The following is a 26,319-nucleotide window of genomic DNA, read 5'->3' as shown; positions in this document are numbered from 1 at the left end:
CCGGTTTTCAGGGGGCGGGCGGGGGCGGGGCTTCCTGCGGCGCCTGCTCCTTCTCCTGCCGCGCTTGGGCCTCCTGCCGCTCCTTGGCCATCTGCTCGACCAGCTGCTGGCGGCCCTGCTTGGCCACGGCAATGAGCTGGGCCTGGTCCTTGTGGTGGGGGTACATGCGCTCGATCAGCTGCAGGTTGTGCTCCCGAAAGCGCGCGGTGGTGCGCCGGGCCTCGGCAGGGCTGTGGCCAGCGAGCTCCAGCACGGTGCACGCCGAGACCAGGCTGGACTCGAAGACTTCGCGCTCGACATGGTGCACACCCAGGTCGCGCAACTGGTACCAGTGGGCCATGTCGCGCGCGCGGGCCACGATCTCCAGGTGCGGAAAGCGCTTGCGCACGCGGGCGGCGATCTTCAGCGATTGCTCGGAAGAGTCCACCGCGATGACCAGCACCCGCGCCTTGTCCGCGCCGGCAATGCGCAGCAGGTCCATGCGCGTGGCATCGCCGAAGAACACGCGGTAGCCGAAGGTGTGTGCCACTTCCAGCATCTCCACGCTGTGGTCGAGGATGGTGGCCGGCACGCCCTGGGTCAGCAGCACGCGCGCCACGATCTGGCCGTAGCGGCCAAAGCCCGCAATGATGACCTGCGCGTCCTGCGGCTCCGATATTTCATGGGGCCTGGCAGCCTGGCCCGCGCCGTCGACCTGGCAATCCTTCATGTCGGCAAAGCGCTGGAGCAGCAGCTTGTCCATCAGCACCAGCACCAGCGGGCCGATCAGCATGGACAGGGCCACGGCGGCCACCAGCATGGACGAGATGCTGTGGTGGAACACCTTGTACTGCGCCGCCGTCTGGAACACCACGAAGGCGAACTCGCCGCCCTGGGCCAGCAGCAGGGTGAACACCGGGCGCTCGCGCCAGGGCAGCTTCAGCACGCGGGCCAGGGTGTAGAGCACGGCGCCCTTGAGCGCCAGAAAGCCCAGCACCATGGCCGCCATGGCCCAGGGCGCGCGCAGCAGCACGCCGAAATCGATGCTCATGCCCACGGCCATGAAGAACAGGCCCAGCAGCAGGCCCTTGAAGGGCTCGATGTTGGTCTCCAGCTCGCTGCGGTACTCGCTGTCTGCCAGCAGCACGCCGGCCAGGAAGGCTCCCAGCGCCATGGACAGGCCCACCTGCACCATCAGCATGGCAATGCCCACCACCAGCAGCAGCGAGGTGGCCGTGAAGATCTCGGGCGTGCGGCTGCGGGCGATCCAGCGCAGCAGGGGGCGCAGCAGCAGGCGGCCGCCCACCACCACGGCGGCGATGGTGCCCACGGTCTTGAGCACCTGCAGCCACAGGTGGCTGTCTGTGTGCGTGGCATTGGCGGCCTTGACCGCGCCCAGGATGGGGATCAGCGCCAGGATGGGAATGGCGGCCACGTCCTGGAACAGCAGGATGGAAAAGCCGGCCTGGCCGCTGGGCGTGCGCATGAGGTTGCGCTCGGCCATGACCTGCAGGCAGATGGCCGTGGACGACAGGGCCAGGCCCATGCCCGCGATCAGGCTCACGCGCCAGGAAAAGCCGAAGGCCCAGGCCGCCAGGAACAGCACGCCCGTGCAGGCCAGCATCTGCGCGAGCCCCCATCCCAGGATGGGCCGGCGCAGCTCCCACAGGCGGCTGGGCTGCAGCTCCAGCCCGATCACGAACAGCATCAGCACCACGCCGAACTCGGCAAAGTGAAGAATGTCATCCACATTGCTGACAAGCGACAGTCCCCAGGGGCCCATGGCAATGCCGGCACCCAGGTAGCCAATGATGGCGCCCAGGCCCAGGGCACGCGCAATGGGCACGGCCAGCACGGCGGCGGTGAGATAGAGAAAGCCGTAGATCAGCCAGATGGGGGCGCTGTGTTCCATGGAAGCTCGGGATCTTGGAGTTGGTGTTTACCCTGGGGTGATTGATTGTGTCACTCTCACAGCTGGGTCAGCTTTTTGACAGGGTTGAAAATGCCCCCCACGCTCCCTTTGCTGCGCTAGGTCCGCTGTCCCTGGCCGGGCGCCCCCCGAGGGGGCCGTTTTCATCTTGGGGCGGCCCGGCGATGAAAAAAGCCACCGAATGCTTCACCGCCCCATCCGGCTTTGCCGCGGCAGTGCGCCAGATCGGCTGCACGGTTTTAAGATGCCGGCCTGCTCCGTATTTTTAAGGTGTTTGGCATGGATTGGCACACTTGGATCGCCTACTTTGTGGCCTGCTGGATCATTGCGGTCTCCCCGGGCTCGGGCGCCGTGCTGTCCATGAGCCATGGCCTGTCGTATGGCGTGCGCAAGAGCAGCGCCACCATCTTCGGGCTGCAGCTGGGGCTGCTGACCATCTTGCTGATCGCCGGCGCGGGCGTGGGCTCGCTGCTGCTGGCCTCCGAATGGGCGTTCAACGCCGTGAAGATCGTCGGCGCCTGCTACCTGATCTACCTGGGCATCAGCCAATGGCGCTCGGGTGCCGCACCCCTGGCCACCCAGGAATCCATGCCCGAGCTCAGCGTGCGCCGCCGCGTGCTCACGGGCTTCCTGACCAACGCCACCAACCCCAAGGGCATCATCTTCATGGTGGCCGTGCTGCCCCAGTTCATGACCACCAGCCGCCCGCTGTGGCTGCAGTTGCTGATCCTGGCCGCTACCATGCTGGCCGTGGACACCATGGTCATGCATGGCTATGCGGCCAGCGCCAGCGCGCTGCGCGGCTTCATGCGCAGCGCGCGTGCCGTGCGCAGCCAGAACCGGGTCTTCGGCGCGCTGCTGATGGCCGTGGGCACGGGGCTGTTCTTCGTGCAGCGCGCGTCCAGGTGACATCCACCCTGGACTAACCCTAGCCTGTCGCGCGCCCGACATGGAGCGCGCGGCACCGGCCCCTACCATTTGGGGCATGAAAACCTTCCCTTCCTATTCCGAAGTGCGTGCCTGCGTGGGGCAGGAAGTCGCCGTCAGCGACTGGATCACCATCACCCAGCAGCAGGTGCAGCTGTTCGCCGATGCCACGGGCGACCAGCAGTGGATCCATGTGGACCCCGAGCGTGCGTCCAAGGGCCCCTTCGGCGCGCCGATCGCGCATGGCTTTCTGACGCTGTCGCTGATTCCCCAGTTTTTCCAGAGCTGCTTTCACATCGAAGGCGCGCAAATGGGCGTGAACTACGGCCTCAACCGCGTGCGCTTCACCTCGCCCGTGCCCGTGGGCAGCCGCCTGCGCGCGCGCCTGACGCTGCAGGCCGCTGAGCCCATCGAGCCCGGCGGCCTGCAGATGACCTGGCTGGTGACCGTGGAGCGCGAAGGCGCGGACAAGCCCGCCTGCGTGGCCGAGTCCGTGGCCCGCAACTACGGTGCCAAGGCCTGAATGAAAACTGACCCCCCGCTACCCTTGCTGCGCAAGGCCCGCTGCCCCCCAAGGGGGCGCTTTTCATCTTGGGGCGGCCCGGCGATGAAAAAAAGCCCGCAGGCGGCACCTGCGGGCTGGCTGCGTGGTGGCAGCGGTTGCGGGGTCTGGGGCTCAGGCGCCGAAGTTCAGCTGGCCCGAACGCTCGGCAGCGGCGGCCTCGCGGCGCACTTCCTCGCGGCTCACGCCAGCGGTGGCGGTGTTCTGGATGGGCAGGTAGCCTTCGGCGACGGAGGGCATGGTGCCATTGGCCTGGGCGGCCTTCAGGTCGGCCATGACCTGGGCACGTGTCAGCGTGCTTTGGGTCTCCACTTCGGGCGGGTAGCTGCTGTTGTCGGCGTAGTCGAAGCCGGCGGCCTGGGCGGCGAAGGCGGAAACGGTGAGGGCGGCCAGGACGGCAAAACGGCGGGTGTTCTTCATGATTCAAGTCCTTTGTTTTGTTTCTGGGACAGGGCGTTCCTTGCGGAAATCGCTTGGTAACGTAGAGCCCATGACTCAAATGTAGGACGATGTGGAATCGGGATAAACCCTTGGATTGGCAATGCGCTTTTTCAGCGGTTGAAACAATCGGCGGGGAACTTTCCGCCGACCCAGGCCGGTCGCTCAGGCCGCGCCGGGCGCGCCCTCGGCCAGTGCGGCGCCGGCAAACTGCTGCTGGCGCCAGGCTTCAAACACCGTCACGGCCACGGCGTTGGACAGGTTCAGGCTGCGCTGCTGCGGCAGCATGGGCAGGCGCAGGCGCTGCTGCGGCGGGAACTGCTCGCGCACCTCGGCGGGCAGGCCCTTGCTTTCGGAGCCGAACACCAGCCAGTCGCCGGGCTGGAAGCCGATGGCGTGGGCGGGGCTGCTGCTGTGCGTGGTCATGGCGAACATGCGCTGGCGGTCCGGCCGGCAGTCCTGCAGGAAGGCCTGCCAGTCGGCATGGCGGCGCACGGGCGCGTACTCGTGGTAGTCGAGGCCGGCGCGGCGCATCAGGCGGTCTTCCATGGAAAAGCCCAGCGGCTCGATCAGGTGCAGGCTGCAGCCGGTGTTGGCGGCCAGACGGATCACATTGCCGGTATTGGGCGGGATCTCCGGCGCGACGAGAACGATATGGAACATGGCCCGTATTGTCTCGCGGCGGCAGATGCCCCCGGGCCCCGGTCCCCTGCGGTCAGGGCGTGCGCGCCAGCACCAGGGCGCTGACCTCGGCCGCGCCTGCGCGGCGCAGGCAGGTGGCCAGCGCATGCAGGCTGGCGCCCGTGGTCATCACATCGTCGATCAACAGGATCTTGCGGCCGCGCACGTGGGCCAGCTGCGCAGGTGGCACGGCAAAGACCGTGCGCAGCTGGCGCAGGCGCAGGGCGCGCGGCAGGTCATGCTGGGCCTGTGCCGTGTGGGCGCGCTGCACGGCCTGGTGCCGCAGCTTGCCCCGGGTGGATGCGCTGCAGAGCGCGCGGGCCAGCACCAGGGTCTGGTGAAAGCCGCGCTCTCGCAGGCGCTGCGGCGACAGCGGCATGGGCAGCAGCAGGTCACATTGCTGCAGTTGCTCGCGCGCCTGAGGCAACTCCAGCAGCAGATCGGCCAGGCTGCGTGCCAGGCCGGTATCTCCCCGGAACTTGAAGTCGCCGATCACCGTGTGCCACGGGTAGGCATAGTCCAGCGCGGCCAGGCAGTGCGTCAGCGGCGGCGGCTTGACCAGGCAGGCGCCGCAGGTGCGGGGACCATCGGCGCCGGTGCGGGCCGGCAGCGGCATGGCGCAGCGCCCGCATCGCGCCATGGGTCTGGCCCAGCGTGCGCGGCAGTCCTGGCACAGGCGCCGCGCAGGCCAGCGGTGGCAGACGGCGCACTGGCTGGGCAGCAGGCCGGGCAGGCCGGCATGCCAGCGCGAAAGCCATGACGCAGGCAGGTTGGGCATGGAGTCAATATACTCGCGCCGCGTCCGCCACCCCTTTGCTCCGGGGCCGGGCGCCTGTCTTTTGAGGAGCACGGATTCCCCGCCCAGCCATGTCCCACGAATTGCCTCCCACCATCGATCCGGCCGCCGCATTGCGCTGGCAGCAGGGCGCGCCTGCGGCCTCGCCGTGGCTGCATGAGGAGGTGGCGCGCCGCATGCAGGAGCGGCTGGACTGGATCGTCAAGCCGCCCCAGCGCTGGTGCCACTGGCAGCCCGTGCGCGGCGGCCTGCAGGCCCATGCGCTGCTGCGCCAGCGCTATGCGCAGTCCGAATGCCTGGTCTATGAAGCCTCGCCGCTGCATGAGGCCGCCGCCCGCGAGCAGCTGGGCGCGCGCTGGTGGCAGCCCGCGCGCTGGACCGGGGGCGCCACGCGCTTCGGCGAGCCCGAGCCCGCCGGCGTGGACATGCTGTGGGCCAACATGGCCCTGCACCAGCAGGCCGACCCGCAGGCGCTGATCGCGCGCTGGCACCAGGCGCTGTCCGTGGACGGCTATGTGATGTTCTCCTGCTTGGGGCCCGATACGCTGCGCGAACTGCATGCCCTCTACGCCCAGCTCGGCTGGCCGCCCGCCGGCCAGGCCTTCACCGACATGCATGACTGGGGCGACATGCTGGTGCACGCAGGCTTCAGCGAGCCGGTGATGGACATGGAGCACATCACGCTGACCTTTGCCACGCCCGAGCGGCTGCTGCAGGAGCTGCGCGAGCTGGGCCGCAACTTCCATCCGCAACGCTTTGCCGCGCTGCGCGGCCGCCGCTGGCAGCAGCGCCTGCACGACGCCTTGCGCGAACGGCTGGCCGGCCCCGACGGACAGCTGGCGCTGACCTTCGAGATCGTCTACGGCCATGCCTACAAGCCGCAGCCGCGCGTGCGCCTGGAGTCCAGCAGCGCCGTGTCGCTGGAGGACATGCGCAGCATGCTGCGCCAGCCACGCAACACGGGTTTGCGATAGCCTGAATGTCGCTTTCCGGTCATTGATCGAAAACAAAAACGTCTACACTTTTCCCGAGCTGACAGAGACAACAGCTTTTCCCTGGGCTCGCTCTCCCGGGCCGGGAAAAGACCAGCGGTCCGCAGGCCGAAAGGGGAGACGATTTGGTGTTTCGCTTTGCCACGGGAACGAGAACGGGCCGGCGCATTCAAGAGTGGCCCGCCCGCAAGTTTGATCATCACCGGCTGCAGCAGTGCCTGCTCCTCTGGGAGCGGGCACTGGTCTTTCTGTCACTGTGTTCCCTGCTGCCCGCACTGCTGGGCCGCATGCGCTGCCTCTTTCCATCCGCTCCCGGCCCGCACGGCACACACGGCACACATGCCCTGAAGGGCCGGCGCGTGCGCATCCTCCCATCCACTTTGCTGCTGTCCCCCGAGTTCATGCGCCTGCAGGCGCAGGCGGGGATGGCGGCCCGCCCCCATCCTGGTCCCACGTCCGAGCTGCCGTTGATGTCGGCTGGCACGCTATTGGTGATTGCGCGCAGGCACATCTGCGGCGCTTTCATGCATGCTCGGACAGTTGAGGCCGGGAGTTGCCCTTTGGGCAGGCGTTGAACGGTCTGGCTGCGCGGCCCCCACGCCGGCGCAGCGGAGCGAGTGGATAACCCGAGGCTTAGATGTAAGTGAAAACTATGAAAAGCATTTCCACCAGGCTGGTTCTCTGGGGCTTGATGAGTGTGGCAGGGGCAGGCTCCCTTGCACATGCGGCGACAGATCTGCCAGGCGGCCCGGCCGTCAATCAGCTCAACCTTCATCCGGCGGTCACGCGTATCGCGCATGAGCAGCATTACCTGCACTGGATGATGCTGATCATCTGCACGGTGATCTTCATCGGCGTGTTCGCCGTGATGTTCTATTCGATCTGGAAGCACCGCAAATCGCGCGGCGCCAAGGCCGCGAACTTCCACGAATCGGCCACGGTCGAGGTGGTCTGGACCGTCGTGCCCTTCATCATCGTCGTGCTCATGGCGCTGCCGGCCACCAAGGTGCTGGTGGCGCAGAAGGACACCACCAACGCCGATGTCACGATCAAGGCCACGGGCTACCAGTGGAAATGGGGCTACGACTACATCAACGGCGAAGGCGAGGGCCTGAGCTTCATCTCCACGCTGGACAGCAGCCACCGCGTGCTGTCCGACAGCGGCGATGTGTCCAAGGCACCCAACGACTACCTGCTCAAGGTGGACAACCCGCTGGTCGTGCCCGTGGACCGCAAGGTGCGCATCATCACCACGGCCAACGACGTGATCCACTCCTTCATGGTGCCGTCCTTCGGCATCAAGCAGGATGCGATTCCGGGCTTCGTGCGCGACACCTGGTTCCGCGCCGAGAAGACCGGCGACTACTACGGCCAGTGCGCCGAGCTGTGCGGCAAGGAGCATGCCTACATGCCCATCCACGTGAAGGTGCTGTCCAATGACGGCTACAAGGCCTGGGTGGACGAGCAAAAGAAGATCGCCGCCGCCAAGAAGGACGACCCCAGCAAGGTCTGGTCCCTGCAAGACCTGATCGCACGCGGCGAGAAGGTCTATGCGGCCAACTGCGCGGCCTGCCACCAGGCCAACGGCAAGGGCGCCGGTCCCATCAAGGCGCTGGACGGCAGCCCCGTGGTCCTGGGTCCCACGGCCGAGATGATGCATGTGGTGCTGGAAGGCCGTGCCAACGGCGCCATGCCCGCCTGGAAGCAGCTGAGCGATACCGAGCTGGCCGCCGTGGTCACCTTTGCCAAGAACCACTGGTCCAACAAGACCGGCCAGCTGGTGCAGCCGGCCGAGTTCGTGGCCGCCCGCACAGGCAAGTTCCCTGCGCAGTGAGCACGCAAGACAGATGAGCGATTGGAGATAACAGCATGAGCGCCGTACTTCCCCCCATCCACAGCCCTGCGGGCGAGGGCCACGAACATGCGCATGAGCACGAGCATGGACACGGGCATGACGATCATCACCACCACGCCACGCCCACGGGCTGGCGGCGCTGGATGTTCGCCACCAACCACAAGGACATCGGCACGCTGTACCTGCTGTTCTCGTTCACCATGCTGATGGTGGGCGGGGTGCTGGCGCTGCTGATCCGCGCCGAGCTGTTCCAGCCCGGGCTGCAGATCGTCAACCCCGAGCTGTTCAACCAGCTGACCACCATGCACGGCCTGATCATGGTGTTCGGCGCCATCATGCCGGCCTTCGTGGGCTTTGCGAACTGGATGCTGCCGCTGCAGATCGGCGCCTCCGACATGGCCTTCGCGCGCATGAACAACTTCAGCTTCTGGCTGCTGATCCCGGCCGGCCTGATGCTGGTGGGCTCGTTCTTTATGCCCGGCGGCGCACCCGCCGCAGGCTGGACGCTGTATGCGCCGCTGACGCTGCAGATGGGGCCGTCCATGGACACCTCCATCCTGGCCATGCACATCATGGGCGCCAGCTCCATCATGGGCGCCATCAACATCATCGTCACCGTGCTCAACATGCGCGCGCCCGGCATGACGCTGATGAAGATGCCCATGTTCGCCTGGACCTGGCTGATCACGGCCTACCTGCTGATCGCCGTCATGCCCGTGCTGGCCGGCGCCATCACCATGACGCTGACGGACCGCCATTTCGGCACCAGCTTCTTCAATCCCGCAGGCGGCGGCGATCCGGTGATGTACCAGCACATCTTCTGGTTCTTCGGCCACCCCGAGGTCTACATCATGATCCTGCCGGCCTTCGGCATCATCAGCCAGATCGTGCCGGCCTTCAGCCGCAAGAAGCTGTTCGGCTATGCGTCCATGGTGTATGCGACCTCGTCCATCGCCATCCTGTCCTTCATCGTGTGGGCGCACCACATGTTCACGACCGGCATGCCCGTCACGGGCCAGCTGTTCTTCATGTACGCCACCATGCTGATCTCGGTGCCCACGGCCGTGAAGATCTTCAACTGGGTGGCCACCATGTGGCGTGGCTCCATGACCTTCGAGACGCCCATGCTGTTCTCGGTGGGCTTCATCTTCGTGTTCACCATGGGCGGCTTCACGGGCCTGATCCTGTCGATGGCGCCCATCGACATCCAGCTGCAGGACACCTACTACGTGGTGGCCCACTTCCACTACGTGCTGGTGGCCGGATCGCTGTTCTCCATGTTCGCGGCCTACTACTACTGGGCGCCCAAGTGGACGGGCGTGATGTATTCGGAGACGCGCGGCCAGATCCACTTCTGGGGCTCGCTGATCTTCTTCAACATCACCTTCTTCCCCATGCACTTCCTGGGCCTGGCGGGCATGCCGCGCCGCTATGCCGACTACCCCATGCAGTTCGCCGACTTCAACATGGTGGCCTCGCTGGGCGCGCTGGGCTTCGGCCTGATGCAGGTGTATTTCTTCCTCTTCGTCGTCGTGCCCGCCATGCGCGGCAAGGGCGAGAAGGCGCCGCAAAAGCCCTGGGAGGCTGCCGAAGGCCTGGAGTGGGAAGTGCCCTCGCCGGCGCCGTTCCATACCTTCGAGACGCCGCCCAAGCTGGATGCGACGGCGACCCGCGTCATAGGCTGAAATGAACCACCGCCTGGGTCGCTTCGCGCCTTCCCCCTTCCTCGGTGCCCCTGGGGTGGGGCGCGACAGTCTCAGAGATTGCCAGTAGTCATGGAGATCAGAAAAATGGATGCACAGCAACGAAAAGCCAACGTGCGGCTGGCGCTGATCCTGGTATCGGTGGCGCTGGTCTTTCTGGCCGGCTTCGTGATCAAGATCACCGTGCTCCATTGAGCGCTTGAAGGCAACAGGAGGGCAATCCGTGAGCGTGCGCAGTGAAAACGCGAAGATGGTGGGCAAGCTGGCCGTGGTGGCGCTGGGCATGTTTGCCTTCGGCTACGTGCTGATTCCCATCTACAAGCACATCTGCGAGCTCACGGGCATCAACATCCTGTCGCTGTCCGAGCGGCAGGTGCCGGGCAACGGCACGGCCGGGCGCGATGTGAAGCTGCCGGCCAACTCGCAGGTGGACAAGAGCCGCACCATCACCGTGGAGTTCGACGCCAATGCGCGCGGGCCCTGGGACTTCAAGCCGGCGCAGCGCTCCATGCAGGTCCATCCGGGCGAGCTGGCCACGGTCATGTACGAATTCCAGAATGTGCAGAACCGCCGCATGGCGGCCCAGGCGATACCGAGCTATGCGCCACGCCAGGCGGCTGCGCATTTCAACAAGCTCGAGTGCTTCTGCTTTTCGCAGTACACGCTGGAGCCAGGGGAAAAGCGCGAGTGGCCGGTGGCCTTCGTGATCGATCCGCGCATCTCCAAGGACGTGACCACGATCACGCTGTCCTATACCTTCTTCGAGGTGGGCGGCAGGACGCCGGCCGCGCCCACGGGCGATGCGCCGGTGGCCGCAGGGCCGAAGCAGGAGCCGGCCTCATGAATGCGCCGCAACCCGGGGACAAGCGCCGCCCGCCCAGCGTGTGGCGCACGGTGCGCGCCGTGGCCTGGTCCCTGTTCGGCGTGCGCAGGGCAAGCGAGTACCAGCAGGACGGGGAGCGCATCACGCCGCTGCATGTGATTGCAGTGGGGCTGGCGGCCATCTTCCTGCTGGTGCTGGGATTGATCGCGCTGGTCAAGCTCGTGGTCTGAGCGGCGCGGCCATCGGGGACAGAGAGTGATAGACGGGAAACACAGAACCAAGAATGTCAGGAGCTGAGCAATGAGTGCAACCACCCACGGCAAAACGCCTTACTACTACGTGCCGGCAGAGTCCAGCCATCCCGTCATGGCGGCGGCGGGGCTGTTCTTCGTGATCCTGGGCGCGGGCAACTGGATCAACGGCCATGAATGGGGCATGTACAGCCTGGGCCTGGGCCTGGTCTGGTGGCTGGCCGTGCTCTTTTTCTGGTTCCGGGAGGCCGCGCATGAAAGCGAGTCGGGCAAGTACGGTCGCAAGATCGACCTGTCCTTCCGCTGGAGCATGAGCTGGTTCATCTTCTCCGAGGTGATGTTCTTCGGCGCCTTCTTCACCGCCCTGTGGTGGGCGCGCTCGCACTCGGTGCCCGCGCTGGGCAGCCTGGACAACGCCTTGCTGTGGCCCGACTTCAAGGCCGTCTGGCCCAGCATGGCAGCGGGTGCCACGGCCTCGCCGGCCAACAGCGTCGAGCCCTTCCAGACCGTGGGCCCGTTCTGGCTGCCCACCATCAACACGGCGCTGCTGCTGACTTCGGGCGTGACGCTGACCATTGCCCACCATGCGCTGCAGGCCGGCCACCGCGCCCGCACCATCGCCTTCATGTGGATGACGGTGATCCTGGGCTTCGTCTTCCTGTGCGTGCAGGGCTACGAGTACTACCACCTGTACACGGATCTGAACCTCAAGCTGTCCTCGGGCGTGTTCGGCTCGACCTTCTTCCTGCTCACGGGATTCCACGGCTTCCACGTCTTCGTGGGCATGCTGATGCTGTTCTTCATCACCATGCGCCTGCATGCCGGGCACTTCACGGCCGAGCGGCATTTCGGCTTCGAGGGCGCGGCATGGTACTGGCACTTCGTGGACGTGGTGTGGCTGTTCCTCTACGTGCTGGTCTACTGGATGTAGTCTGTATCCGGCCCCATGCAAAAAGAAGCGCCAGGGCGCTTCTTTTTGTTTGTGGGGGCAGGGGGCTTGTCTATTGCCCGGCGGTCCAGCCGGTGGGATGGATGTAGCCCAGCTTGGCCGCCAGCAGCACGCACAGGAACAGCGCGATGGACAGGCCCACGCGCAGCGCCAGTGCACGGAACATGGCGCGGCTGCGGCGCCTGTCGTCGCCCGCTCCCTGCTGGTCTTCGGGATTGCGGCGCATCATGAAGAACAGGGCGCTGCCCAGACTGGCGACAATGGCCAGCAGGGCGAGAACGATCACGAATTTCATGGGTGGATTATCCGGTGCGTGTTTCCAGAATGCCAGAGCGCTGGCGGTTTGTACTGATCACCTTGGCCGCGCTGATCGGCGTGGCCGTCACGCTGTCCCTGGGCCGCTGGCAGCTGCAGCGCGCGGCCTACAAGCAGGAACTGTTCGACGCCGTGCAGCGCCAGCAGGGCCTGCCGCCGTGGAGCAACGCCCAGCTGGCAGCCGTGCAGCCCGATGCGGTGCCGAACCCCGAGGCCGCGCCCTGGCTGCACCGTCCCGTGCAATTGCAGGGCCACTGGATTGCGGGGCAGACGCTGTACCTGGACAACCGCCAGATGCAGGGCCAGCCGGGCTTCTTCGTGCTCACGCCGCTGCGGCTGGCTGCGCCGCATGAGGACGTGGTGATCGCCGTGCAGCGCGGCTGGGTGCCGCGCAACTTCCTGGACCGCACGGCCCTGCCCGAGGTGCAGACGCCCGAAGGGCTGGTGACCGTCCAGGGGCGCATGGAGGCCGCGCCGTCCCGGCTCTACGAATTCGGCCGTGCAGGGGCAGACCCTGATGGGCAAAAGTCGCGCATCCGACAGAATGTGGACATTGCCGAATGGGCCGTGGCCTCCGGGCTGCCGCTGCGCGAATGGAGCCTGCTGCAGACCGGCGAAGCCAGCGAAGACCTGCGGCGCGACTGGCCTGTTGTGACGGCCGGTGTCGAGAAACACCATGGCTATGCGTTCCAATGGTTTGGACTTGCGGCCCTGATCACGCTTTTGTATGTCTGGTTCCAAATCGTCCGACGCTTTGTCCGCCCGCGCCATGCCCGCTCCTGAGACTCCCCTGGAGATGACTGTCCATGGCCTGCCACCCTTGCAGCCGGGCCTTGCCGGCGCGCAACGCACGCGCAGCGGCCGCTGGAAGATGCTGGCCGTGTTCGCGGTCTGCGCCGCGCCCGTGGTGGCCTCCTATTTCACCTACTACGTGCTGCGGCCTGGTCAGCAGCGCAGCTTTGGCGAGCTGATCGCGGACCAGCCAGCCTTGCCACCGGCCACGGCCACCACGCTGGACGGCGCCCCTGTACCGCTGCAGTCGCTCAAGGGCCAATGGCTGCTGCTGAGCGTGGCGGGCGGGGACTGCGGCAGCGCCTGCGAAAGCCATCTCTATCTGCAGCGCCAGCTGCGCGAGACCCTGGGCCGCGAAAAGGACCGGCTGGACCGGGTCTGGCTCATCTCCGACGACGCTCCCGTGCCCGCCCACCTGCGCCCCGCGCTGGCCCAGGCCACGGTGCTGCGCGTGCCCGAGGCCGTGCTGCGCGGCTGGCTGCAGCCCGCGCCCGGCCATGCGCTGCAGGACCACCTGTACGTGGTGGACCCGCAGGGCCACTGGATGATGCGCATGCCCGCCGGGCTGGGCATGGCCGACGCCGGCAAGGCCAAGCGCGACCTGGACCGGCTGCTGCGAGCATCGGCCTCGTGGGACACGGCGGGACGCCCCGGCGACGGCGACTGAGGCCTGCGCCAAGGAACCGAGCCGGCAGCCAGGCCGTCTCATGGAGGCAGGCAGGCCCCGCAGCGCCGGGGTCTTGCGGTTATGGGTTATGGTTTGCGGCTGTGCGAAAGCGCCTTCAGCGGACGCTTTCGCCTTTTCCCTTTCCAGCCCGGGCGGCGCGCAGGCTTTGCGGCCACGCAGCCTGCGGCAACTACCTTGTTGAGGAAGCATGAACAAACGGACAGCGCTGCGCTTTCTGGGCGTGACCGCCATGGCATGGGGCGCCCTGGCGCTGAGCGGATGCTCGCGCGAGGCCAAGACCAGTTTCCAGGGTGTCGATGTCACGGGCGCCGAATACGCCAAGGACATTCCCCTGCGCGATGTGGACGGCAAGCAGCGCAGCATCAAGGACTTTGCGGGCAAGGTCGTCGTGGTCTTCTTCGGCTACACGCAATGCCCCGACGTCTGCCCCACCACGCTGCAGGAGCTGGTCGAGGTCAAGCAGCAGCTGGGCGCCGATGGCGACAGGCTGCAGGGCGTCTTCGTCACCCTGGACCCCGAGCGCGACACGCCCGAGGTGCTCAAGGCCTACCTGGGCAACTTCGACCCCGGCTTCGTCGGCCTGCACGGCACGCCCGAGGAGACGGCGGCCGTGGCCAAGGATTTCAAGCTCTTCTACAAGAAGGTGCCCGGCAAGACCGAAGGCACCTACACGCTGGACCATTCGGCCGGCAGCTATGTCTACGACACGGCCGGCCGCCTGCGCGTGTATGAGCGATACGGCGGCGGCCCGCAGGTGCTGGGCGCCGACGTCAAGGCCCTGCTGCAGGAAAAGCGTTCCTGATCCTGCGCGCGCCGCAGCCAGTGTGACCGCCGTCACATTGGCTGCGTTTAGGCGCGATGCGGCACACCATCCCTGATGTGCATCGCCGCAGGACTGCTTAGAGTGGGCCCCGCCTGGAGCGTCATGCCGACGCCCCGCCCATCTCCAAGAGACCTGATCCATGCGGCGAAACGTGTACGTCACCCAGCGTGAGTACCCTTTGAACGAAGGAGAGACGCTTCTTTCCGTCACCGACCTGAAGGGGCGCATCGTCTATGCCAACGATGCCTTCATCCGCGTCAGCGGCTTCGAGGCCGCCGAGCTCTACGGCAAGGCCCACAGCATCGTGCGCCATCCGGACATGCCGGCCGCCGCCTTCGCCGACATGTGGTCCACCATCCAGCGAGGGCTGCCCTGGAGCGCCCTGGTCAAGAACCGGCGCAAGAACGGCGACCACTACTGGGTGCGCGCCAACGCCAGTCCCATACGGCATGCGGGCACCGTGGTCGGCTACCTGTCCGTGCGCACCCGGCCGCAGCCGTGCGAAGTGCAGCAGCATGCGGCGCTCTATGAACAGATCAATGCCGGCGTGCGCTCGCTGGGCCTGCACCGGGGCTTCCCAGTGGGGCGTGGCGCCGCGGGCGCGCTGCAGCGCTGGTGGCGCTTCAGGCCGCTGGCCTGGCGGGCGCAGGCCATGGTGGCGGGACTGTGGCTGCTGGGATCGGCCGGGCTGTGGTTGCCGTCGCTGCAGGCCTGGGCCTCGGCTTTGCCCCTGTCCCTGACGCTGGCCGAGATCTGGCCCGCCTGGCTGATCTGGAGCCTGGCTTGCGTGGCGGCCGGGCAGTGGCTGCGCACCAGGCTGCTCATGCCCCTGGCTGCCCTGCGCGGACAGGCCCAGGCCGTGGCCAGCGGGCAGCAGACGGGGGAACTGTTCACGCAGCGCACGGACGAGATCGGCGCCATCGGCGGCGCCGTGCGGCAGACCGGACTCAACCTGGTCTCCCTGGTGGACGACATCCAGGGCAAGAGCGACCAGGTGCGCCGCTGCGCGCTGGCCGTGCAGCAGGGCAGCACCGAACTGAGCGACCGCACCGAGGCTGCCGCCGCCAGCCTGGAGCAATCGGCCCAGGCCATGCAGGCCCTGGCCTGCGCCATAGAGCGCAGCAGCGCCCAGGCCGGCGAGGCCGCCCGCCGCGCGCGGCATGGCGTGGACATGGCCGGGCAGAGCAGCCGCATGGTCGCGCAACTGGACCAGGGCATGCGCGGCGTGGCCCGGACCAGCGACCAGGTCGGGGAGATCAGCTCGCTCATCGACGGCATTGCCTTTCAGACCAATCTGCTGGCGCTCAACGCCGCCGTGGAGGCCGCGCGCGCCGGCGAGCACGGCAAGGGCTTTGCCGTGGTGGCCGACGAGGTGCGCGGCCTGTCCCAGCGCAGCGCCCACGCTGCGCGCCAGATCAAGGCATTGATCGAGGCATCGCAGCAGCAGGTGGCGCAAAGCTGCGCCATGGCGCGCGAAATGGGCGAGGCCATGCTCGCCGTGCAGGCCGACATGCGCGAGCAGCTGCTGCTGGCCGAAGGCATGCAGGCCGCCAGCCAGGCCCAGGCCGGTGGCGTGCAACAGGTACAGGCCGCCGTGCAGCAGCTCGAACAGATGACCCAGCACAACGCCACGCTGGCGCGCGACACCATCGCGCACGCGCAGCAGCTGGCCGGGCAGGCTCAGGCGCTGGAGGCTGCGGCATCGGTCTTCCACGGCAAGGGGCCGTCCGCATGATGGCGTCGGCCTGGAGCGCGCAAGCCGGCCATCTGATCGGGCCGTGCGAGGCGCTGGATGAGGAGCTCAAGCGCGTGGCCATGGAGGCCGCGCCCGACGGCATCGTGCTCGTGGATCGCAAGGGCCGCATCCTGCTGGCCAATCCCGCCATGCAGGCCATGAGCGGCTATGGCGCCTCCGAGCTGCTGGGCCGTCCGCTGCAGATGCTGCTGCCGCCCGAGGCGCATGCGGCCCATGGGCCGCAGCTGCAGTCCTACTTCGCCCAGCCCGCGCGCCGGCCCATGGGGCAGGGGCGGGACCTGTGGCTGCTGCGCAAGGACGGCAAGCGCCTGTCCGTGGACATCGCCCTGGGCCATTCCCCGCACGGCGGGGGCGTGGCCGTGGCCTTTGTGCGCGACCTGTCGCAGCTGCGCCAGATGGAGGCCTGCATGCACTACCACGCCACGCACGACACGCTCACCGGCCTGCTCAACCGCTGGCAGTTCGGGTTGCAGCTGGAGCAGGCGATCTCGCAGGCGCAGGCGCAAGTGGGTTCGGGCTCGGGCACCGGGCCCGCGTCCTTTGCGCTGCTGCTGCTCGACCTCGACAACTTCAAGGCCATCAACGACGGCTATGGCCACGACGTGGGCGACCAGGTGCTCAAGGAAGTGGCGCGCCGCCTGCAGGCCGCGCTGGGCACTTCGGCCACGCTGGCGCGCATGGGCGGTGACGAGTTCACCGCCGTGCTGCATCCCTGCAACGGGCCGGACCTGCGCCGGCGCGTCGACGCGCTGCTGGGCGAGCTGTGCCGGCCCTGCGCCATCGGCCACTACGCGCTGAACTTCGGCGCCAGCGTGGGCGTGGCCTTCTACCCGCAGGACGCGGGCGATGCGGCCACCCTCATGCGCTATGCCGACATGGCCATGTACGACGCCAAGCAGCGCGGCCGTGCCTCCTACGCCTGCTATGCCAGCGCCATGGGCGAGGCCATGGCCGAGAAAGTGCTGCTGCACGAACGCCTCAAGCGCGCCCTGGACCGGGGTCTGCTGAGCCTGCATTTCCAGCCCCAGGTGCAGGTGCTGGGCGGCCAGGTCCAGGGCGTGGAGGCCCTGCTGCGCTGGAACGACGAGCAGATGGGCTGGGTCTCGCCGGAGCGCTTCGTGCCCGTGGCCGAGTCCACGGGCCTGATCCTCGCGCTGGGCGAATGGGTGATCGATGCGGCCTGCCGCCAGGCCGGCGACTGGCTGCGCGCAGGCATGCCGCTGCGCGTGGCGGTCAACCTCTCGGCCCAGCAACTGCGCCAGGCCGACCTGCAGCAGCGCCTCATGGGCAGCCTGGCCCGGCATGGCGTGCCGCCGCACCTGCTGGAGCTGGAAGTCACCGAGTCCGCCGCCATGACCGACCCGCAGCAGGCGCGCGAACTGCTGGGCAGCCTGCTTGCCGCAGGCGTCTGCGTGGTGCTGGATGATTTCGGCACCGGCTACTCCTCGCTGGCCCACCTGCGCGATCTGCCCGTCTCGCGCGTGAAGATAGACCGCACCTTCATCGGCCCCATGCTCGACAGCCCGGCCGACGCCAAGATCGTCAAGGCCGTGATCGCGCTGGCCCGCACCCTGGGCCTGCAGGTGGTTGCCGAAGGCGTGGAAACCGCCGAGCAGCTGCGCCTGCTGCGCATCCTGGACTGCGACGCCTACCAGGGCTGGCTCTTCGCCCGCGCCATGCCGGCGGAGCAGATTCCCGCGCTGATTCACAAGCCCGTGGCGACCTTGCTGGCGCAGCAGGAGGAATAGGCGCTTGAGCATCAAACTGCGGACTGTTGCGATGGGAAGGGAGCGATGGTGAGCAGGGACGGCGGTTCTGCCAAACCTGGCGCTTGATGTTGCAACAGGTCGGCAAGCCTATCGGTCCGCCCGATCAACCGCCACGCCTCTCGCACCCCACCTCCTTCACCCCACCCCCACTGATCCTCGACAACACCGCAGGCTGCAGCACGCAGTGCCATCGATCCGGCCGCTCCAGCGCGCCCAGTTGCACCAGGCGCACAAGGCTGCGTGCGATGGTTTCGCGCGTGGTGGCCAGCAGGGCGGCCAGTGCACCCTGGCTGGGCAGGCGTACGAGCAGGCTTGACTGCAGCGCGGCCAGTTGCATCAGGGTGGCGGCCAGCTGGCGCAGCACGCCGGGGATGCGGACGATGTGGGCCCATTCCGCCAGCAGGGCGTTGTTGCAGGTGTAGCTGGTGGCCAGCGCGCGCACGAAGGCGGCATCGACCAGGCCGCGGCGCGTGATGGTGGCGATGTCCACGCAGCAGATGCGCCCCGGGCCCAGGGCCTCGAAGTGCATGGCCGAGGGCTGCTGCAGCCAGCCCGGGCTGCCCAGCGCGTGGCCGTTGCCGAACAGTGCCACGGGCCGCTGCACGCCGTCGCCGCCACGGCGGATGGCCAGAACGAAACCGAGCTTGATCACCTGGAATTCATGGGCAACGCAGCCTTGCGCCTGGAGCTTCTGGCCCTTGGCCAAGCCGCGTTCGCGGATATGCGGCAGCCATTGCTGGAATGCGGGCTCGGGTAACTGGCCCAGCAGGCAATGGGACGAACGCATGCATTCGCTGCAGCGTACGGCTGAAGGCGCAAAGGACGACGATGGCATGGCACGGACGGTTCGAAGGCGCCGCAAGCCAGGGCAGGAGGCGCCCTGGCGCTGGCAGGGACCCGGGCGTGCGGCCAGGGCGAAGCCGTGCAGGCTAGCGGGCCCTGCGGCTGAATGCAACGTGATGTAACCGTTTTCGCGCCAGATGGCGTCAATCCACCGCTGTTCCTTGACCTGGGTCAGACGGCTGCCGTGCTGCTGGTGCTGCTGGCATGGTCGGCACCGCTGGCCGTTTCGCTGCCGTGGGCGCGGGCGGCTTCGCGCATGCGTGCCAGCTCGCGTGCGGGCAGGGGGATGTCGCCGCTGGCGACCTTCATCAGCAGGCAGTGCAGCATTTCGGTGGACAGGCCGTGCAGCACCAGGCGGTGGCCGGCGCGCAGGGTGGACAGGGGCACCAGCGGGTGCTTGTTGTTGAGCATGACCAGGTGCTCGGGCGAGGCGAGGATCTTGGCCGCATAGATGGCCACGGTCTCGTCCAGCTGCAGCGAGTTGCTGGCGCGCCAGAAGTCGTTGTCGGTCAGCAGCAGCTGGTAGACGGGCGTGTAGACCTCGATGGCGCTTTGCAGGTCCAGCAGGTTCAGGCGCCCGCGCGGCATGTCCTCCAGGCGCAGGGGCGGGTTGCGCAGCATGGAGAAGTCGGGCTCGGCCACGGGCTGCAGTTCCTGGCCTGCGGCGCGCAGCGCGTTGTTCAGGCGGATGACGAAGTTGAACAGGTTCAGGTCGTGCCTGAGGAACAGGTCGTCCCTGATGTCGTCGATGCTGCCTGGCTCCAGCGGTGTGGTGGACACGGGCGTGGGCGCGTTGGCCGCGACAAAGGCCAGGATCTGCGAGCCAAGGTGGAAGTGGCGCAGGATGAGCCAGTTGGCCTCGGGCGAGACGAAGCGGTTCATGCTGAAGGCCAGCAGCCGGTGCAGCAGCCTGGAGTGGGCCCAGTTGCGCGGCAGCAGCACCTTGAGGATCTGGATGAGGACGATGCTGGTGCGCGCCAGCGGCCGCAGAAAGGGCAGCAGGTATTGGCGCGAGCCGCTGCTGCAGTCGCGCAGCCAGGCGGCCTTGACGTCGTCGGGCAGCGGCGTGCTCTGGTCCAGGTACAGGGCACGCCAGGGGCTGGGGTCGCGCTCGTCGTGGGGCTGGTCGATGAAGTCTGGCGGTGGCATCAGTTCTCCTCGGTCAGGACATGCTCGAACTGCATCAGGTACAGCGCCGCCGTGTGGCGCGCGGTGCGCACGATGGCCTGCGCCGCCGTGCCCCCGCTGCCGTCTGTGTCGTCTGTGCCGTCCAGCGCCATCACCATCTGCACGGCCATGAGCCAGCGTTCCAGGTGGTGTTCGTCGTTGGCTCCGTGGTATTCCAGGAAGCGGAAGGCATCGGGCGGCAGCGGCAGGCTGGCGCGCAGCAGCGGCAGCAGGCTGGGCACGATGCGCTGGCCCGTGCCTTCGATGATGTAGATGGCGCCCAGCAGGCCCACGGGATTGGGCGTGGCGGCCAGGCCGTGCAGGTAGGCGTTGAGCGCCTCGCCGCCGGGGTTGCGGCGCAGGCGGGTGAGGTCGGTCTCGGTGCCGCCGGCCTTGAGGTAGTCCTCGTGCAGGATGCGGAAGTCGTTCTGCTCCTCGCCCGCATGCACGTCGATCAGCGCGGCCAGCGCCGCGTGCTCGCCGGTCAGCGAGGCCGCGCCCTCGCGCATCCACAGGCTGCCCTCGCGCACCTGGGGAACCCAGTGGCTCATCCAGCGCACGTAGTCGGCGGTCTGCAGCCTGCCTGTGCGTATGCGCTGCAGCAGCGGCGTGCGCCACACGCGCGAGCGGTAGTCCTGCCAGAGGCTGGCCAGTTCGGTCAGCAGCGGCGCGAGCGTGGCCGGGGCCTGGTTCGGGTCGTGGGGCGGGGCGATGGTGGAGACATCGGGCAGCAGGTCCGGGGCAGCGGGAGCTTCGGCGGTGGCACTGCGCGCTGTGGCCTTGGCCGGGGTGGCGGTGGGAGCCTGGGCCGCATCCTCCACTTCCAGCAGCATGTAGCCGGCCGTGAAGCGGCCCGATTCGGGAATGAAGCACAGCACGGTATCGCCGTGCTTCAGGCGCGCCGATTGCGTGCGCAGGAATTCGGCCAGCATCACGAAGATGGAAGCCGCGCCCGTGTTGCCGCGCCAGGCCAGGTTGCTCCACCAGCGTTCGCGCGGGATGCCGAGCTGGGCCTTTCCCAGCAGCTCGTCCACCACGGGGATGAAGCGCTCGGACGAGTAGTGGCACAGGAAGTGGTCTATGCCGCGCCCGGGCACCCAGCCCGTGTGCGCCAGGTGGGCGTATTCGTGGATGCAGACATCGAACAGGTGCGGCAGCAGACGGATGTCCTGGCGCAGCGACAGCGCGCCTGCGGCCTCGGCCTCGCCCCAGGCGGCAAAGTCCAGGTGGCTGGTGGCGCGGTCGGGCGTCAGGCCCAGCTGCATGCAGACCGGGTAGTCGCCCGCAAAGCTGCGCAGGTGCGTCCAGCGCAGCTTCAGGCGCAGGCCGGGCGCGTCGGGCAGGGCCTGCGGGCCGCCCAGCAGCACGGCGCCTGCGCCATCGGACAGCATCCAGCGCAGGAAGTGGGCGTCGAAATCCGTGTTGTATCCCTGGGCCGCGAAGCGCGAGCGCTTGAACAGGCGCGAGGGCATTTCGCTGGCCACGGCCAGGGCCAGCGAGTCGGGCGCGCGGTCCACGGCCTGGGCCGCCGCCTGCAGCGCGCCCACGCTGGCGGCGCAGACGCCGTGCACGGACAGGGTCTCCATGGGCGGCGCGGCCATCTCTCCCTGGATCATGCTGGCAAAGCCGGGCATGAGCGCATCGCCGCCCGAGGAACCGCTGGCCAGGAAGCCCACATCGCCCAGCGCGCGCCCGGCCTGCGCCAGGCAGTCCTGGATGGCCTGGGCGGCCATGGCCGTGTTGCTGTGCACGGTGCGGCCTTCGGCGTCGATGGCGTAGTGGCGCTGGACAATGCCGTTCTCGGCCAGGATGCGGCGCTTGAGGCGCTCGGACAGGCGGTTGAGCGGCGCCACGTAGGCATCCATGCCTGCGTTGTCCACGGGTTCACCGGGCAGGAACATGCCTGCGGCATGCAGATAGACGTTGGAATAGGCGACGGGCATGGGTTCAGGGTCGTATCAGTCGTATGTTCCGGGAGGCATTTGCGCACGCGTGCGCGCCGGCGGCCAGACCGTGCCGAGCACGAAGACGCGGGCCATGTAGGGTAGCAGTCCGCCCTCGTTGAGCGCGGGGGCCACGCGCTGGCGGTAGTGCTCGCTGTGCAGGCGCGTGAGCTCGGACCAGTGGGCCTGGGGCCGCTCGTGGTGGGCCGTGTGCAGGCCGATGTTGAACAGCAGCGGATTGACCCAGCCCTCGAAATTGCGCGCGTAGTTCAGTGGCGTGGCGCTGTCCAGCCGCTGGCCGCGCGTCAGTGGCCGGCCATCGGCATGGGCGTGCTGCAGGTAGTTGGTGGCCAGCAGCCAGTGCAGGCCATGCAGCTGGGGAACGATCACCAGCAGCAAGGCCTTTTGCCAATCCAGCGACAGCAGCAGCGCCCAGCTGCCCAGCCACAGCAGGTACTGGCCCATGCAGTAGCGAAAGGCGCCGGGCCAATGCCGCCGCAGTTGGCCCAGCCAGCGCAGGAACAGCGGGTACAGCACCCAGCCGGCCTGCAGCGGGTGCAGGAGGTAGCCCAGCAGATGGTTGTGGTCGCCGCCGAAGCGGTAGGTGCGTGCCATGTCGCGCGGGCCGTGGCGGAAGCGGTGGTGGTTGGCCACATGGGCGGGCCAGAACACGAAGGTCGGGTGGCCTTGCAGCAGGGTGAGCCAGTAGTCGGTGAAGCGGTTGGCCCAGCGCCCGCGCCACATGCGCAAATGCGTGTGGTTGTGGTGGATGACGCCCACGCCCAGCGTGAGGAACAGCTCGATCCCGTAGAGCCACAGGTTCCAGCCATGCTGCCACTGCCACCACACGATCAGCGGCAGCGCCACCAGATAGGCCAGCGACTGCAGGTCGCGCCCGTGGCGCAGCCGGGGCAGCCGTGGCTGGACGTGGCGAGCAGGCGGTCGGCTCATTCCGTCCTGGGCCGGGCCGTGGCGGGCAGTGCCACGCGCGTGCGCATCAGCCGGTCCATGAAGGCCAGCGCAAAGCCGTAGTTGCCATTGGGCCGGGCATGGTGCAGATGGTGGCGCCGGCTGGCGGCCAGCGCATGCGTGTCGGACACCCCGGGAAAGAAGTCGTAGTTGGAGTGGCCTATGACGTTCAGCAGCAGGCTGAGCACCGGCACCGAGGCCAGCGACCAGAAACTGAAGTCGTGCACCACCATGGGCAGCAGGATGACGTTGCCCAGCATCAGCGCCTCGATGGGATGGAAGCTGTAGGTGGACCACGGCGTGGTGACGATGGAGCGGTGGTGGTCACCATGAAAGCGCCCCAGCAGCCGCGTATGCAGCAGGCGGTGGTTGATCCAGAAATGCACATCGTTCCAGATCAGCAGCACCACGATTTCGATGGCAATGCGCCAGGGGCCTGCATCGGGCTCCAGCCGCGCCCATCCCAATTGCAGAAGGCCCCAGGGCACGATCATGCCGATGCCGAAGATCAGCACCGAATGCAGCGACTGGCGCCATTCGCGCTGCAACTGGTCGGGCTTGAGCGGGCGCGTGTCCAGCACGCGGCCCGCGCCGCGCCGCTGCAGCCAGCGCGTGAGCGCCGACATGCCCCAGCCACCGGCCAGGTAGAGCACGCCAAAGAAGGCCAGGCCCCAGGCCATAACCTGCCAGGCATTGAGTTCGGTGAAGGCTTGGGCTGCGGTCATGGGGGTGTCAAAGAGGGCACGTCACTGGGCGCATCATTGTGCGCGTATGCCCTGTTCGCGGATGATGCGGCCCAGCGTCGCCACGTCCTGGCGCATGCGCAGGGCCAGGCCTTCGGGCGAGCTGCCCACGGCCTGCCAGCCCTGGGCGGCCAGGCGCACGCGCATCTCGGGCGAGCGCACGATCTCGCTCACGGCCTCGGCCAGCTTGTGCACATGGGCGGCGGGCATGGCCTTGGGCGCGGCCACGGCGTTCCAGATCTCCAGGTCGAAATCGCCCACGCCCAGCTCCTTGAGGCTGGGCAGGCCCGGCGCCAGCGGGCTGCGCGCGGCCGAGGTCACGGCCACGCCGCGCAGCTTGCCGGCCTGGACCTGGGCCATGGCCAGCGCGGGCGGCAGCATGGACAGCTGCAGGTCGCCGCCCTGGATGGCGTTGAACACCTGCGGGTAGCCGGGATAGGGAATGTGCTCGGGCCTGAGCGCGGAGCGGCTCTTGAGCAGCTCCATGCCCAGGTGGCCCACGGTGCCCACGCCGGGCGAGCCGTAGCTCCAGCGGCTGCCGGCCTGGGCAGCGGCCTCCAGGAAGGCCCGGCCCTCGGGCGCGCCGGCCGGCGCCACCAGCACCAGGGGTGCCACGCCGATCAGGCTGACGGGCTGCAGGTCCTTGACGGGGTCGTAGCGCACGGCGGGGTTGAGCAGGCGGGCAATCGTCAGGTTGCCGTTGATCATCACGCTGAAGGTATGGCCATCGCGCGCACGGGCCACCTGCTCGCCTGCAATGTTGCCGCCTGCTCCCACCTTGTTCTCGACGATGACGGGCTGGCCCAGGCGCTTTTCCAGCGGCTCGGCCAGGGCGCGCGCCGTGAGGTCGGGGGAGGAGCCCGCGGGAAAGCCCACGATCAGATGCAGGGGCCTGCTGGGCCACTGGTCGCCCGCCACGGCGGCGCAAGGCAGCAGGGCCGAAGCCAGGGCGGTGGCCAAGGCATTGGCGAAGAGGCGGCGTAGTGGCGAGATGGCGCTGGCGGGCATGGGTGCGTGGGGGCCGCAAAGGCTGCGGGCAATAAAAAACCCGGAGATTATCCGGGTTTGTCTTGAAGCGGCCTGTCAGCCCAGGCCGTCAGGCCATCAGGCGAACTCTGCCAGGGCCTTCTTCATCTTCTTCATGGCAGCCACCTCGATCTGGCGAATGCGCTCGGCGCTCACGCCATACACGGCGGCCAGCTCATGCAGCGTCATGCCGCCCGAGCCGTCATCGTTGACCTTGAGCCAGCGCTCCTCGACGATGCGGCGGCTGCGGTCGTCCAGCGAATCCAGCGCCATGGCAATGCCGTCGGTGGCCAGGTGGTCACGCTGGCGCGACTCGATCATGGCCGTGGGCTCATGTGCGCCGTCGGCCAGATAGGCGATGGGACCGAAGGCCTGCTCGCCATCATCGCTGGGCGAGGGGTCCAGCAGCACGTCGCCACCGGCCAGGCGCGTTTCCATCTCCATGACTTCTTCGCGCTTGACGTTGAGCTTCTCGGCCATGGCGTCGATCTCGCCGGAGGTCAGCGTGTCGCGCAGCATGGCGCCGTCCTCGGCCATGGCGGCGTCGGACTTCAGGCCCTGCTTCATGGAGCGCAGGTTGAAGAACAGCTTGCGCTGGGCCTTGGTCGTGGCGACCTTGACCATGCGCCAGTTCTTGAGGATGTACTCGTGGATCTCGGCCTTGATCCAGTGCATGGCGTAGCTCACCAGGCGCACGTTCTGATCGGGATCGAAGCGCTTGACGGCCTTCATCAGGCCGACATTGCCTTCCTGGATCAGGTCGCCGTGGGGCAGGCCGTAACCCAGGTACTGGCGCGAGATGGACACCACCAGGCGCAGGTGGGACATCACCAGACGCCCTGCGGCGTCCAGGTCACTGTGTTCCTTGAGCTTGCGGGCGTAGTCCTGCTCTTCCTCGAGGGTGAGCATGGGCAGGCGGTTGACCGCGGAAATGTAGGCATCCAGATTGCCCAGAGGCGGCACCAGGGCCCAGGGGTTAGCGGGCGCCAAGGTGGTCGCAATGGAGCCGGAGGCGTTTGTCATTGCAGAGTTCCTTTCTTCCATTCCTTCATATTAGCACTCGTTAGGATTGAGTGCTAAAGCCGAAGTTCCGCGGGTTTTTCAGTCGGTTGCAGAAATCTTCGGCACTGCAAAAGTCGCTTCTGGCTAGTCTGAGCGATTTTTGGAAACCCTGCTTGCCGGCGGGAGGCATGTGTCGGCCCCCGCCGGGTTTTGACCCCTTTGCGCCCGGCTCCGCCGGCGACCGGCACGAAAGATGCAGGTTCGTGCAGTCGCTGTCGATTCCCACCGAGTTTTGAACTTTTCTCACTCAGTTTTGAACTAATTTCTTGTCGATTCGCTTCGTAAGTCATTGATTTAAATGAATATTTTTGCACTCTGAACTTGCCTGGCGAGTGATCAGGGCCGAGAAATGCCAAGTTTTGAGGTGCCTATCCCATGGCTTACATTCGCGAGCCCTGCGCCCTGCGCCCTGCGCCCTTCGCCCTTCGCCCTTCGCCCTGCGCCCTGCGCCCTGCGCCCTTCGCCCTTCGCCCTTCGCCCTTCGCCCTTCGCCCTTCGCCCTTCGCCCTGCGCCCTGCGCCCTGCGCCCTTCGCCCT

The 26,319-nt window shown here is 67.6% G+C and carries 26 protein-coding genes; 14 read left to right on the top strand and 12 right to left on the bottom strand.

Annotated features, from left to right (window positions below; all coding sequences use genetic code 11):
- Positions 1-7: 7 nt before the first annotated feature.
- Entirely contained in the window at positions 8-1,891 is a 1,884-nt protein-coding gene (gene kefC / locus AC5I49_RS17020; protein ID WP_495789639.1) for a glutathione-regulated potassium-efflux system protein KefC, read from the bottom strand.
- 297 nt (positions 1,892-2,188) lie between these two features.
- On the opposite strand from kefC, the gene AC5I49_RS17015 reads away from it, so the two are divergent.
- A complete protein-coding gene (locus AC5I49_RS17015) occupies positions 2,189-2,818 on the top strand; it encodes a LysE family transporter (protein ID WP_012203595.1) in 630 nt (209 codons plus the stop codon).
- A 76-nt stretch (positions 2,819-2,894) separates the two neighbouring features.
- Entirely contained in the window at positions 2,895-3,359 is a 465-nt protein-coding gene (locus AC5I49_RS17010) for a MaoC family dehydratase (RefSeq protein ID WP_495789638.1), read from the top strand.
- Between the two features lie 153 nt (positions 3,360-3,512).
- Here AC5I49_RS17010 and AC5I49_RS17005 read toward each other — a convergent pair whose 3' ends face one another.
- From AC5I49_RS17005 to AC5I49_RS16995, 3 genes are all read right to left on the bottom strand, one after another.
- Positions 3,513-3,818, bottom strand: coding sequence for a DUF4148 domain-containing protein (locus AC5I49_RS17005; protein ID WP_016450135.1), 306 nt, complete (start codon positions 3,816-3,818; stop codon positions 3,513-3,515).
- A 183-nt stretch (positions 3,819-4,001) separates the two neighbouring features.
- On the bottom strand, positions 4,002-4,499 hold the full coding sequence (gene trmL, locus AC5I49_RS17000; RefSeq protein WP_016450136.1) for a tRNA (uridine(34)/cytosine(34)/5-carboxymethylaminomethyluridine(34)-2'-O)-methyltransferase TrmL: 498 nt from the start codon (positions 4,497-4,499) through the stop codon (positions 4,002-4,004).
- A 52-nt stretch (positions 4,500-4,551) separates the two neighbouring features.
- Positions 4,552-5,295: a ComF family protein gene (locus AC5I49_RS16995; RefSeq protein ID WP_034347955.1), complete on the bottom strand. Its 744-nt coding sequence runs from the start codon at positions 5,293-5,295 to the stop codon at positions 4,552-4,554.
- Between the two features lie 89 nt (positions 5,296-5,384).
- Between AC5I49_RS16995 and AC5I49_RS16990 the strand changes: the two genes are divergently transcribed.
- The 7 genes from AC5I49_RS16990 to AC5I49_RS16960 all read left to right on the top strand — a co-directional run bounded on the left by AC5I49_RS16990 (position 5,385) and on the right by AC5I49_RS16960 (position 11,868).
- On the top strand, positions 5,385-6,287 hold the full coding sequence (locus AC5I49_RS16990) for a class I SAM-dependent methyltransferase (protein ID WP_017406701.1): 903 nt from the start codon (positions 5,385-5,387) through the stop codon (positions 6,285-6,287).
- Positions 6,288-6,957: 670 nt separating this feature from the next.
- Positions 6,958-8,139: a cytochrome c oxidase subunit II gene (gene coxB / locus AC5I49_RS16985; protein ID WP_016450139.1), complete on the top strand. Its 1,182-nt coding sequence runs from the start codon at positions 6,958-6,960 to the stop codon at positions 8,137-8,139.
- A gap of 35 nt (positions 8,140-8,174) precedes the next feature.
- Positions 8,175-9,845, top strand: a complete 1,671-nt coding sequence (ctaD, locus tag AC5I49_RS16980; RefSeq protein WP_016450140.1) for a cytochrome c oxidase subunit I — start codon at positions 8,175-8,177, stop codon at positions 9,843-9,845.
- A 105-nt stretch (positions 9,846-9,950) separates the two neighbouring features.
- Positions 9,951-10,058 carry a cytochrome oxidase small assembly protein gene (locus AC5I49_RS16975; protein ID WP_016450141.1) on the top strand — a complete coding sequence of 36 codons (108 nt, stop codon included), beginning with the start codon at positions 9,951-9,953 and terminating at the stop codon, positions 10,056-10,058.
- Positions 10,059-10,086: 28 nt separating this feature from the next.
- On the top strand, positions 10,087-10,707 hold the full coding sequence (locus AC5I49_RS16970) for a cytochrome c oxidase assembly protein (RefSeq protein ID WP_016453742.1): 621 nt from the start codon (positions 10,087-10,089) through the stop codon (positions 10,705-10,707).
- Positions 10,704-10,916 carry a DUF2970 domain-containing protein gene (locus tag AC5I49_RS16965; protein ID WP_016450143.1) on the top strand — a complete coding sequence of 71 codons (213 nt, stop codon included), beginning with the start codon at positions 10,704-10,706 and terminating at the stop codon, positions 10,914-10,916. The genes AC5I49_RS16970 and AC5I49_RS16965 overlap by 4 nt, the downstream gene beginning before the upstream one ends.
- Positions 10,917-10,986: 70 nt before the next feature.
- The gene (locus AC5I49_RS16960; protein WP_016450144.1) at positions 10,987-11,868 is read left to right on the top strand and encodes a cytochrome c oxidase subunit 3; all 882 of its coding nucleotides are present in this window, start codon (positions 10,987-10,989) and stop codon (positions 11,866-11,868) included.
- Between the two features lie 70 nt (positions 11,869-11,938).
- On the opposite strand, the gene AC5I49_RS16955 is transcribed toward AC5I49_RS16960, so the two are convergent.
- Entirely contained in the window at positions 11,939-12,181 is a 243-nt protein-coding gene (locus AC5I49_RS16955; RefSeq protein WP_016450145.1) for a twin transmembrane helix small protein, read from the bottom strand.
- A gap of 29 nt (positions 12,182-12,210) precedes the next feature.
- Here AC5I49_RS16955 and AC5I49_RS16950 point away from each other — a divergent pair, with 29 nt between their 5' ends.
- From AC5I49_RS16950 to AC5I49_RS16930, 5 genes are all read left to right on the top strand, one after another.
- Entirely contained in the window at positions 12,211-12,984 is a 774-nt protein-coding gene (locus AC5I49_RS16950) for an SURF1 family protein (RefSeq protein WP_495789839.1), read from the top strand.
- The gene (locus AC5I49_RS16945) at positions 12,971-13,660 is read left to right on the top strand and encodes an SCO family protein (RefSeq protein WP_495789637.1); all 690 of its coding nucleotides are present in this window, start codon (positions 12,971-12,973) and stop codon (positions 13,658-13,660) included. Before AC5I49_RS16950 ends, AC5I49_RS16945 begins: the two co-directional genes overlap by 14 nt.
- Positions 13,661-13,868: 208 nt before the next feature.
- Entirely contained in the window at positions 13,869-14,483 is a 615-nt protein-coding gene (locus AC5I49_RS16940; protein WP_016453745.1) for an SCO family protein, read from the top strand.
- A 160-nt stretch (positions 14,484-14,643) separates the two neighbouring features.
- Positions 14,644-16,239 (top strand): methyl-accepting chemotaxis protein, encoded by a 1,596-nt coding sequence (locus tag AC5I49_RS16935; RefSeq protein ID WP_017404752.1) that lies wholly within the window; start codon positions 14,644-14,646, stop codon positions 16,237-16,239.
- Positions 16,236-18,008 carry a putative bifunctional diguanylate cyclase/phosphodiesterase gene (locus AC5I49_RS16930; RefSeq protein ID WP_495789636.1) on the top strand — a complete coding sequence of 591 codons (1,773 nt, stop codon included), beginning with the start codon at positions 16,236-16,238 and terminating at the stop codon, positions 18,006-18,008. Before AC5I49_RS16935 ends, AC5I49_RS16930 begins: the two co-directional genes overlap by 4 nt.
- A gap of 124 nt (positions 18,009-18,132) precedes the next feature.
- Here AC5I49_RS16930 and AC5I49_RS16925 read toward each other — a convergent pair whose 3' ends face one another.
- The 7 genes from AC5I49_RS16925 to rpoH all read right to left on the bottom strand — a co-directional run bounded on the left by AC5I49_RS16925 (position 18,133) and on the right by rpoH (position 25,743).
- A complete protein-coding gene (locus AC5I49_RS16925) occupies positions 18,133-18,816 on the bottom strand; it encodes a Crp/Fnr family transcriptional regulator (RefSeq protein WP_154835438.1) in 684 nt (227 codons plus the stop codon).
- A 227-nt stretch (positions 18,817-19,043) separates the two neighbouring features.
- Complete coding sequence (locus AC5I49_RS16920) at positions 19,044-20,021, bottom strand: DUF6999 family protein (protein ID WP_495789635.1); 978 nt, start codon at positions 20,019-20,021, stop codon at positions 19,044-19,046.
- Positions 20,021-21,982 (bottom strand): 3-oxoacyl-[acyl-carrier-protein] synthase III C-terminal domain-containing protein, encoded by a 1,962-nt coding sequence (locus AC5I49_RS16915; RefSeq protein WP_495789634.1) that lies wholly within the window; start codon positions 21,980-21,982, stop codon positions 20,021-20,023. Before AC5I49_RS16915 ends, AC5I49_RS16920 begins: the two co-directional genes overlap by 1 nt.
- Positions 21,983-21,997: 15 nt before the next feature.
- Entirely contained in the window at positions 21,998-22,933 is a 936-nt protein-coding gene (locus tag AC5I49_RS16910; protein WP_133072577.1) for a fatty acid desaturase, read from the bottom strand.
- A complete protein-coding gene (locus tag AC5I49_RS16905; RefSeq protein WP_495789633.1) occupies positions 22,930-23,676 on the bottom strand; it encodes a sterol desaturase family protein in 747 nt (248 codons plus the stop codon). The genes AC5I49_RS16910 and AC5I49_RS16905 overlap by 4 nt, the downstream gene beginning before the upstream one ends.
- A 33-nt stretch (positions 23,677-23,709) precedes the next feature.
- Complete coding sequence (locus AC5I49_RS16900) at positions 23,710-24,702, bottom strand: Bug family tripartite tricarboxylate transporter substrate binding protein (RefSeq protein ID WP_244387267.1); 993 nt, start codon at positions 24,700-24,702, stop codon at positions 23,710-23,712.
- 96 nt (positions 24,703-24,798) lie between these two features.
- Complete coding sequence (gene rpoH / locus AC5I49_RS16895) at positions 24,799-25,743, bottom strand: RNA polymerase sigma factor RpoH (protein WP_016450157.1); 945 nt, start codon at positions 25,741-25,743, stop codon at positions 24,799-24,801.
- Positions 25,744-26,319: the final 576 nt, after the last annotated feature.

The organism is Delftia sp., from assembly GCF_059499305.1.
This window is presented reverse-complemented; position numbering and strand designations above follow the sequence as displayed.

Excerpts from the sequence above, each read along its gene's own strand:
- kefC (WP_495789639.1), bottom strand. The coding sequence starts at position 1,891 with ATGGAACACAGCGCCCCCATCTGGCTGATCTACGGCTTTCTCTATCTC.
- AC5I49_RS17015 (WP_012203595.1), top strand. The coding sequence starts at position 2,189 with ATGGATTGGCACACTTGGATCGCCTACTTTGTGGCCTGCTGGATCATT.
- AC5I49_RS17010 (WP_495789638.1), top strand. The coding sequence starts at position 2,895 with ATGAAAACCTTCCCTTCCTATTCCGAAGTGCGTGCCTGCGTGGGGCAG.
- AC5I49_RS17005 (WP_016450135.1), bottom strand. The coding sequence starts at position 3,818 with ATGAAGAACACCCGCCGTTTTGCCGTCCTGGCCGCCCTCACCGTTTCC.
- trmL (WP_016450136.1), bottom strand. The coding sequence starts at position 4,499 with ATGTTCCATATCGTTCTCGTCGCGCCGGAGATCCCGCCCAATACCGGC.
- AC5I49_RS16995 (WP_034347955.1), bottom strand. The coding sequence starts at position 5,295 with ATGCCCAACCTGCCTGCGTCATGGCTTTCGCGCTGGCATGCCGGCCTG.
- AC5I49_RS16990 (WP_017406701.1), top strand. The coding sequence starts at position 5,385 with ATGTCCCACGAATTGCCTCCCACCATCGATCCGGCCGCCGCATTGCGC.
- coxB (WP_016450139.1), top strand. The coding sequence starts at position 6,958 with ATGAAAAGCATTTCCACCAGGCTGGTTCTCTGGGGCTTGATGAGTGTG.
- ctaD (WP_016450140.1), top strand. The coding sequence starts at position 8,175 with ATGAGCGCCGTACTTCCCCCCATCCACAGCCCTGCGGGCGAGGGCCAC.
- AC5I49_RS16975 (WP_016450141.1), top strand. The coding sequence starts at position 9,951 with ATGGATGCACAGCAACGAAAAGCCAACGTGCGGCTGGCGCTGATCCTG.
- AC5I49_RS16965 (WP_016450143.1), top strand. The coding sequence starts at position 10,704 with ATGAATGCGCCGCAACCCGGGGACAAGCGCCGCCCGCCCAGCGTGTGG.
- AC5I49_RS16960 (WP_016450144.1), top strand. The coding sequence starts at position 10,987 with ATGAGTGCAACCACCCACGGCAAAACGCCTTACTACTACGTGCCGGCA.
- AC5I49_RS16955 (WP_016450145.1), bottom strand. The coding sequence starts at position 12,181 with ATGAAATTCGTGATCGTTCTCGCCCTGCTGGCCATTGTCGCCAGTCTG.
- AC5I49_RS16950 (WP_495789839.1), top strand. The coding sequence starts at position 12,211 with ATGCCAGAGCGCTGGCGGTTTGTACTGATCACCTTGGCCGCGCTGATC.
- AC5I49_RS16945 (WP_495789637.1), top strand. The coding sequence starts at position 12,971 with ATGCCCGCTCCTGAGACTCCCCTGGAGATGACTGTCCATGGCCTGCCA.
- AC5I49_RS16940 (WP_016453745.1), top strand. The coding sequence starts at position 13,869 with ATGAACAAACGGACAGCGCTGCGCTTTCTGGGCGTGACCGCCATGGCA.
- AC5I49_RS16935 (WP_017404752.1), top strand. The coding sequence starts at position 14,644 with ATGCGGCGAAACGTGTACGTCACCCAGCGTGAGTACCCTTTGAACGAA.
- AC5I49_RS16930 (WP_495789636.1), top strand. The coding sequence starts at position 16,236 with ATGATGGCGTCGGCCTGGAGCGCGCAAGCCGGCCATCTGATCGGGCCG.
- AC5I49_RS16925 (WP_154835438.1), bottom strand. The coding sequence starts at position 18,816 with ATGCGTTCGTCCCATTGCCTGCTGGGCCAGTTACCCGAGCCCGCATTC.
- AC5I49_RS16920 (WP_495789635.1), bottom strand. The coding sequence starts at position 20,021 with ATGCCACCGCCAGACTTCATCGACCAGCCCCACGACGAGCGCGACCCC.
- AC5I49_RS16915 (WP_495789634.1), bottom strand. The coding sequence starts at position 21,982 with ATGCCCGTCGCCTATTCCAACGTCTATCTGCATGCCGCAGGCATGTTC.
- AC5I49_RS16910 (WP_133072577.1), bottom strand. The coding sequence starts at position 22,933 with ATGAGCCGACCGCCTGCTCGCCACGTCCAGCCACGGCTGCCCCGGCTG.
- AC5I49_RS16905 (WP_495789633.1), bottom strand. The coding sequence starts at position 23,676 with ATGACCGCAGCCCAAGCCTTCACCGAACTCAATGCCTGGCAGGTTATG.
- AC5I49_RS16900 (WP_244387267.1), bottom strand. The coding sequence starts at position 24,702 with ATGCCCGCCAGCGCCATCTCGCCACTACGCCGCCTCTTCGCCAATGCC.
- rpoH (WP_016450157.1), bottom strand. The coding sequence starts at position 25,743 with ATGACAAACGCCTCCGGCTCCATTGCGACCACCTTGGCGCCCGCTAAC.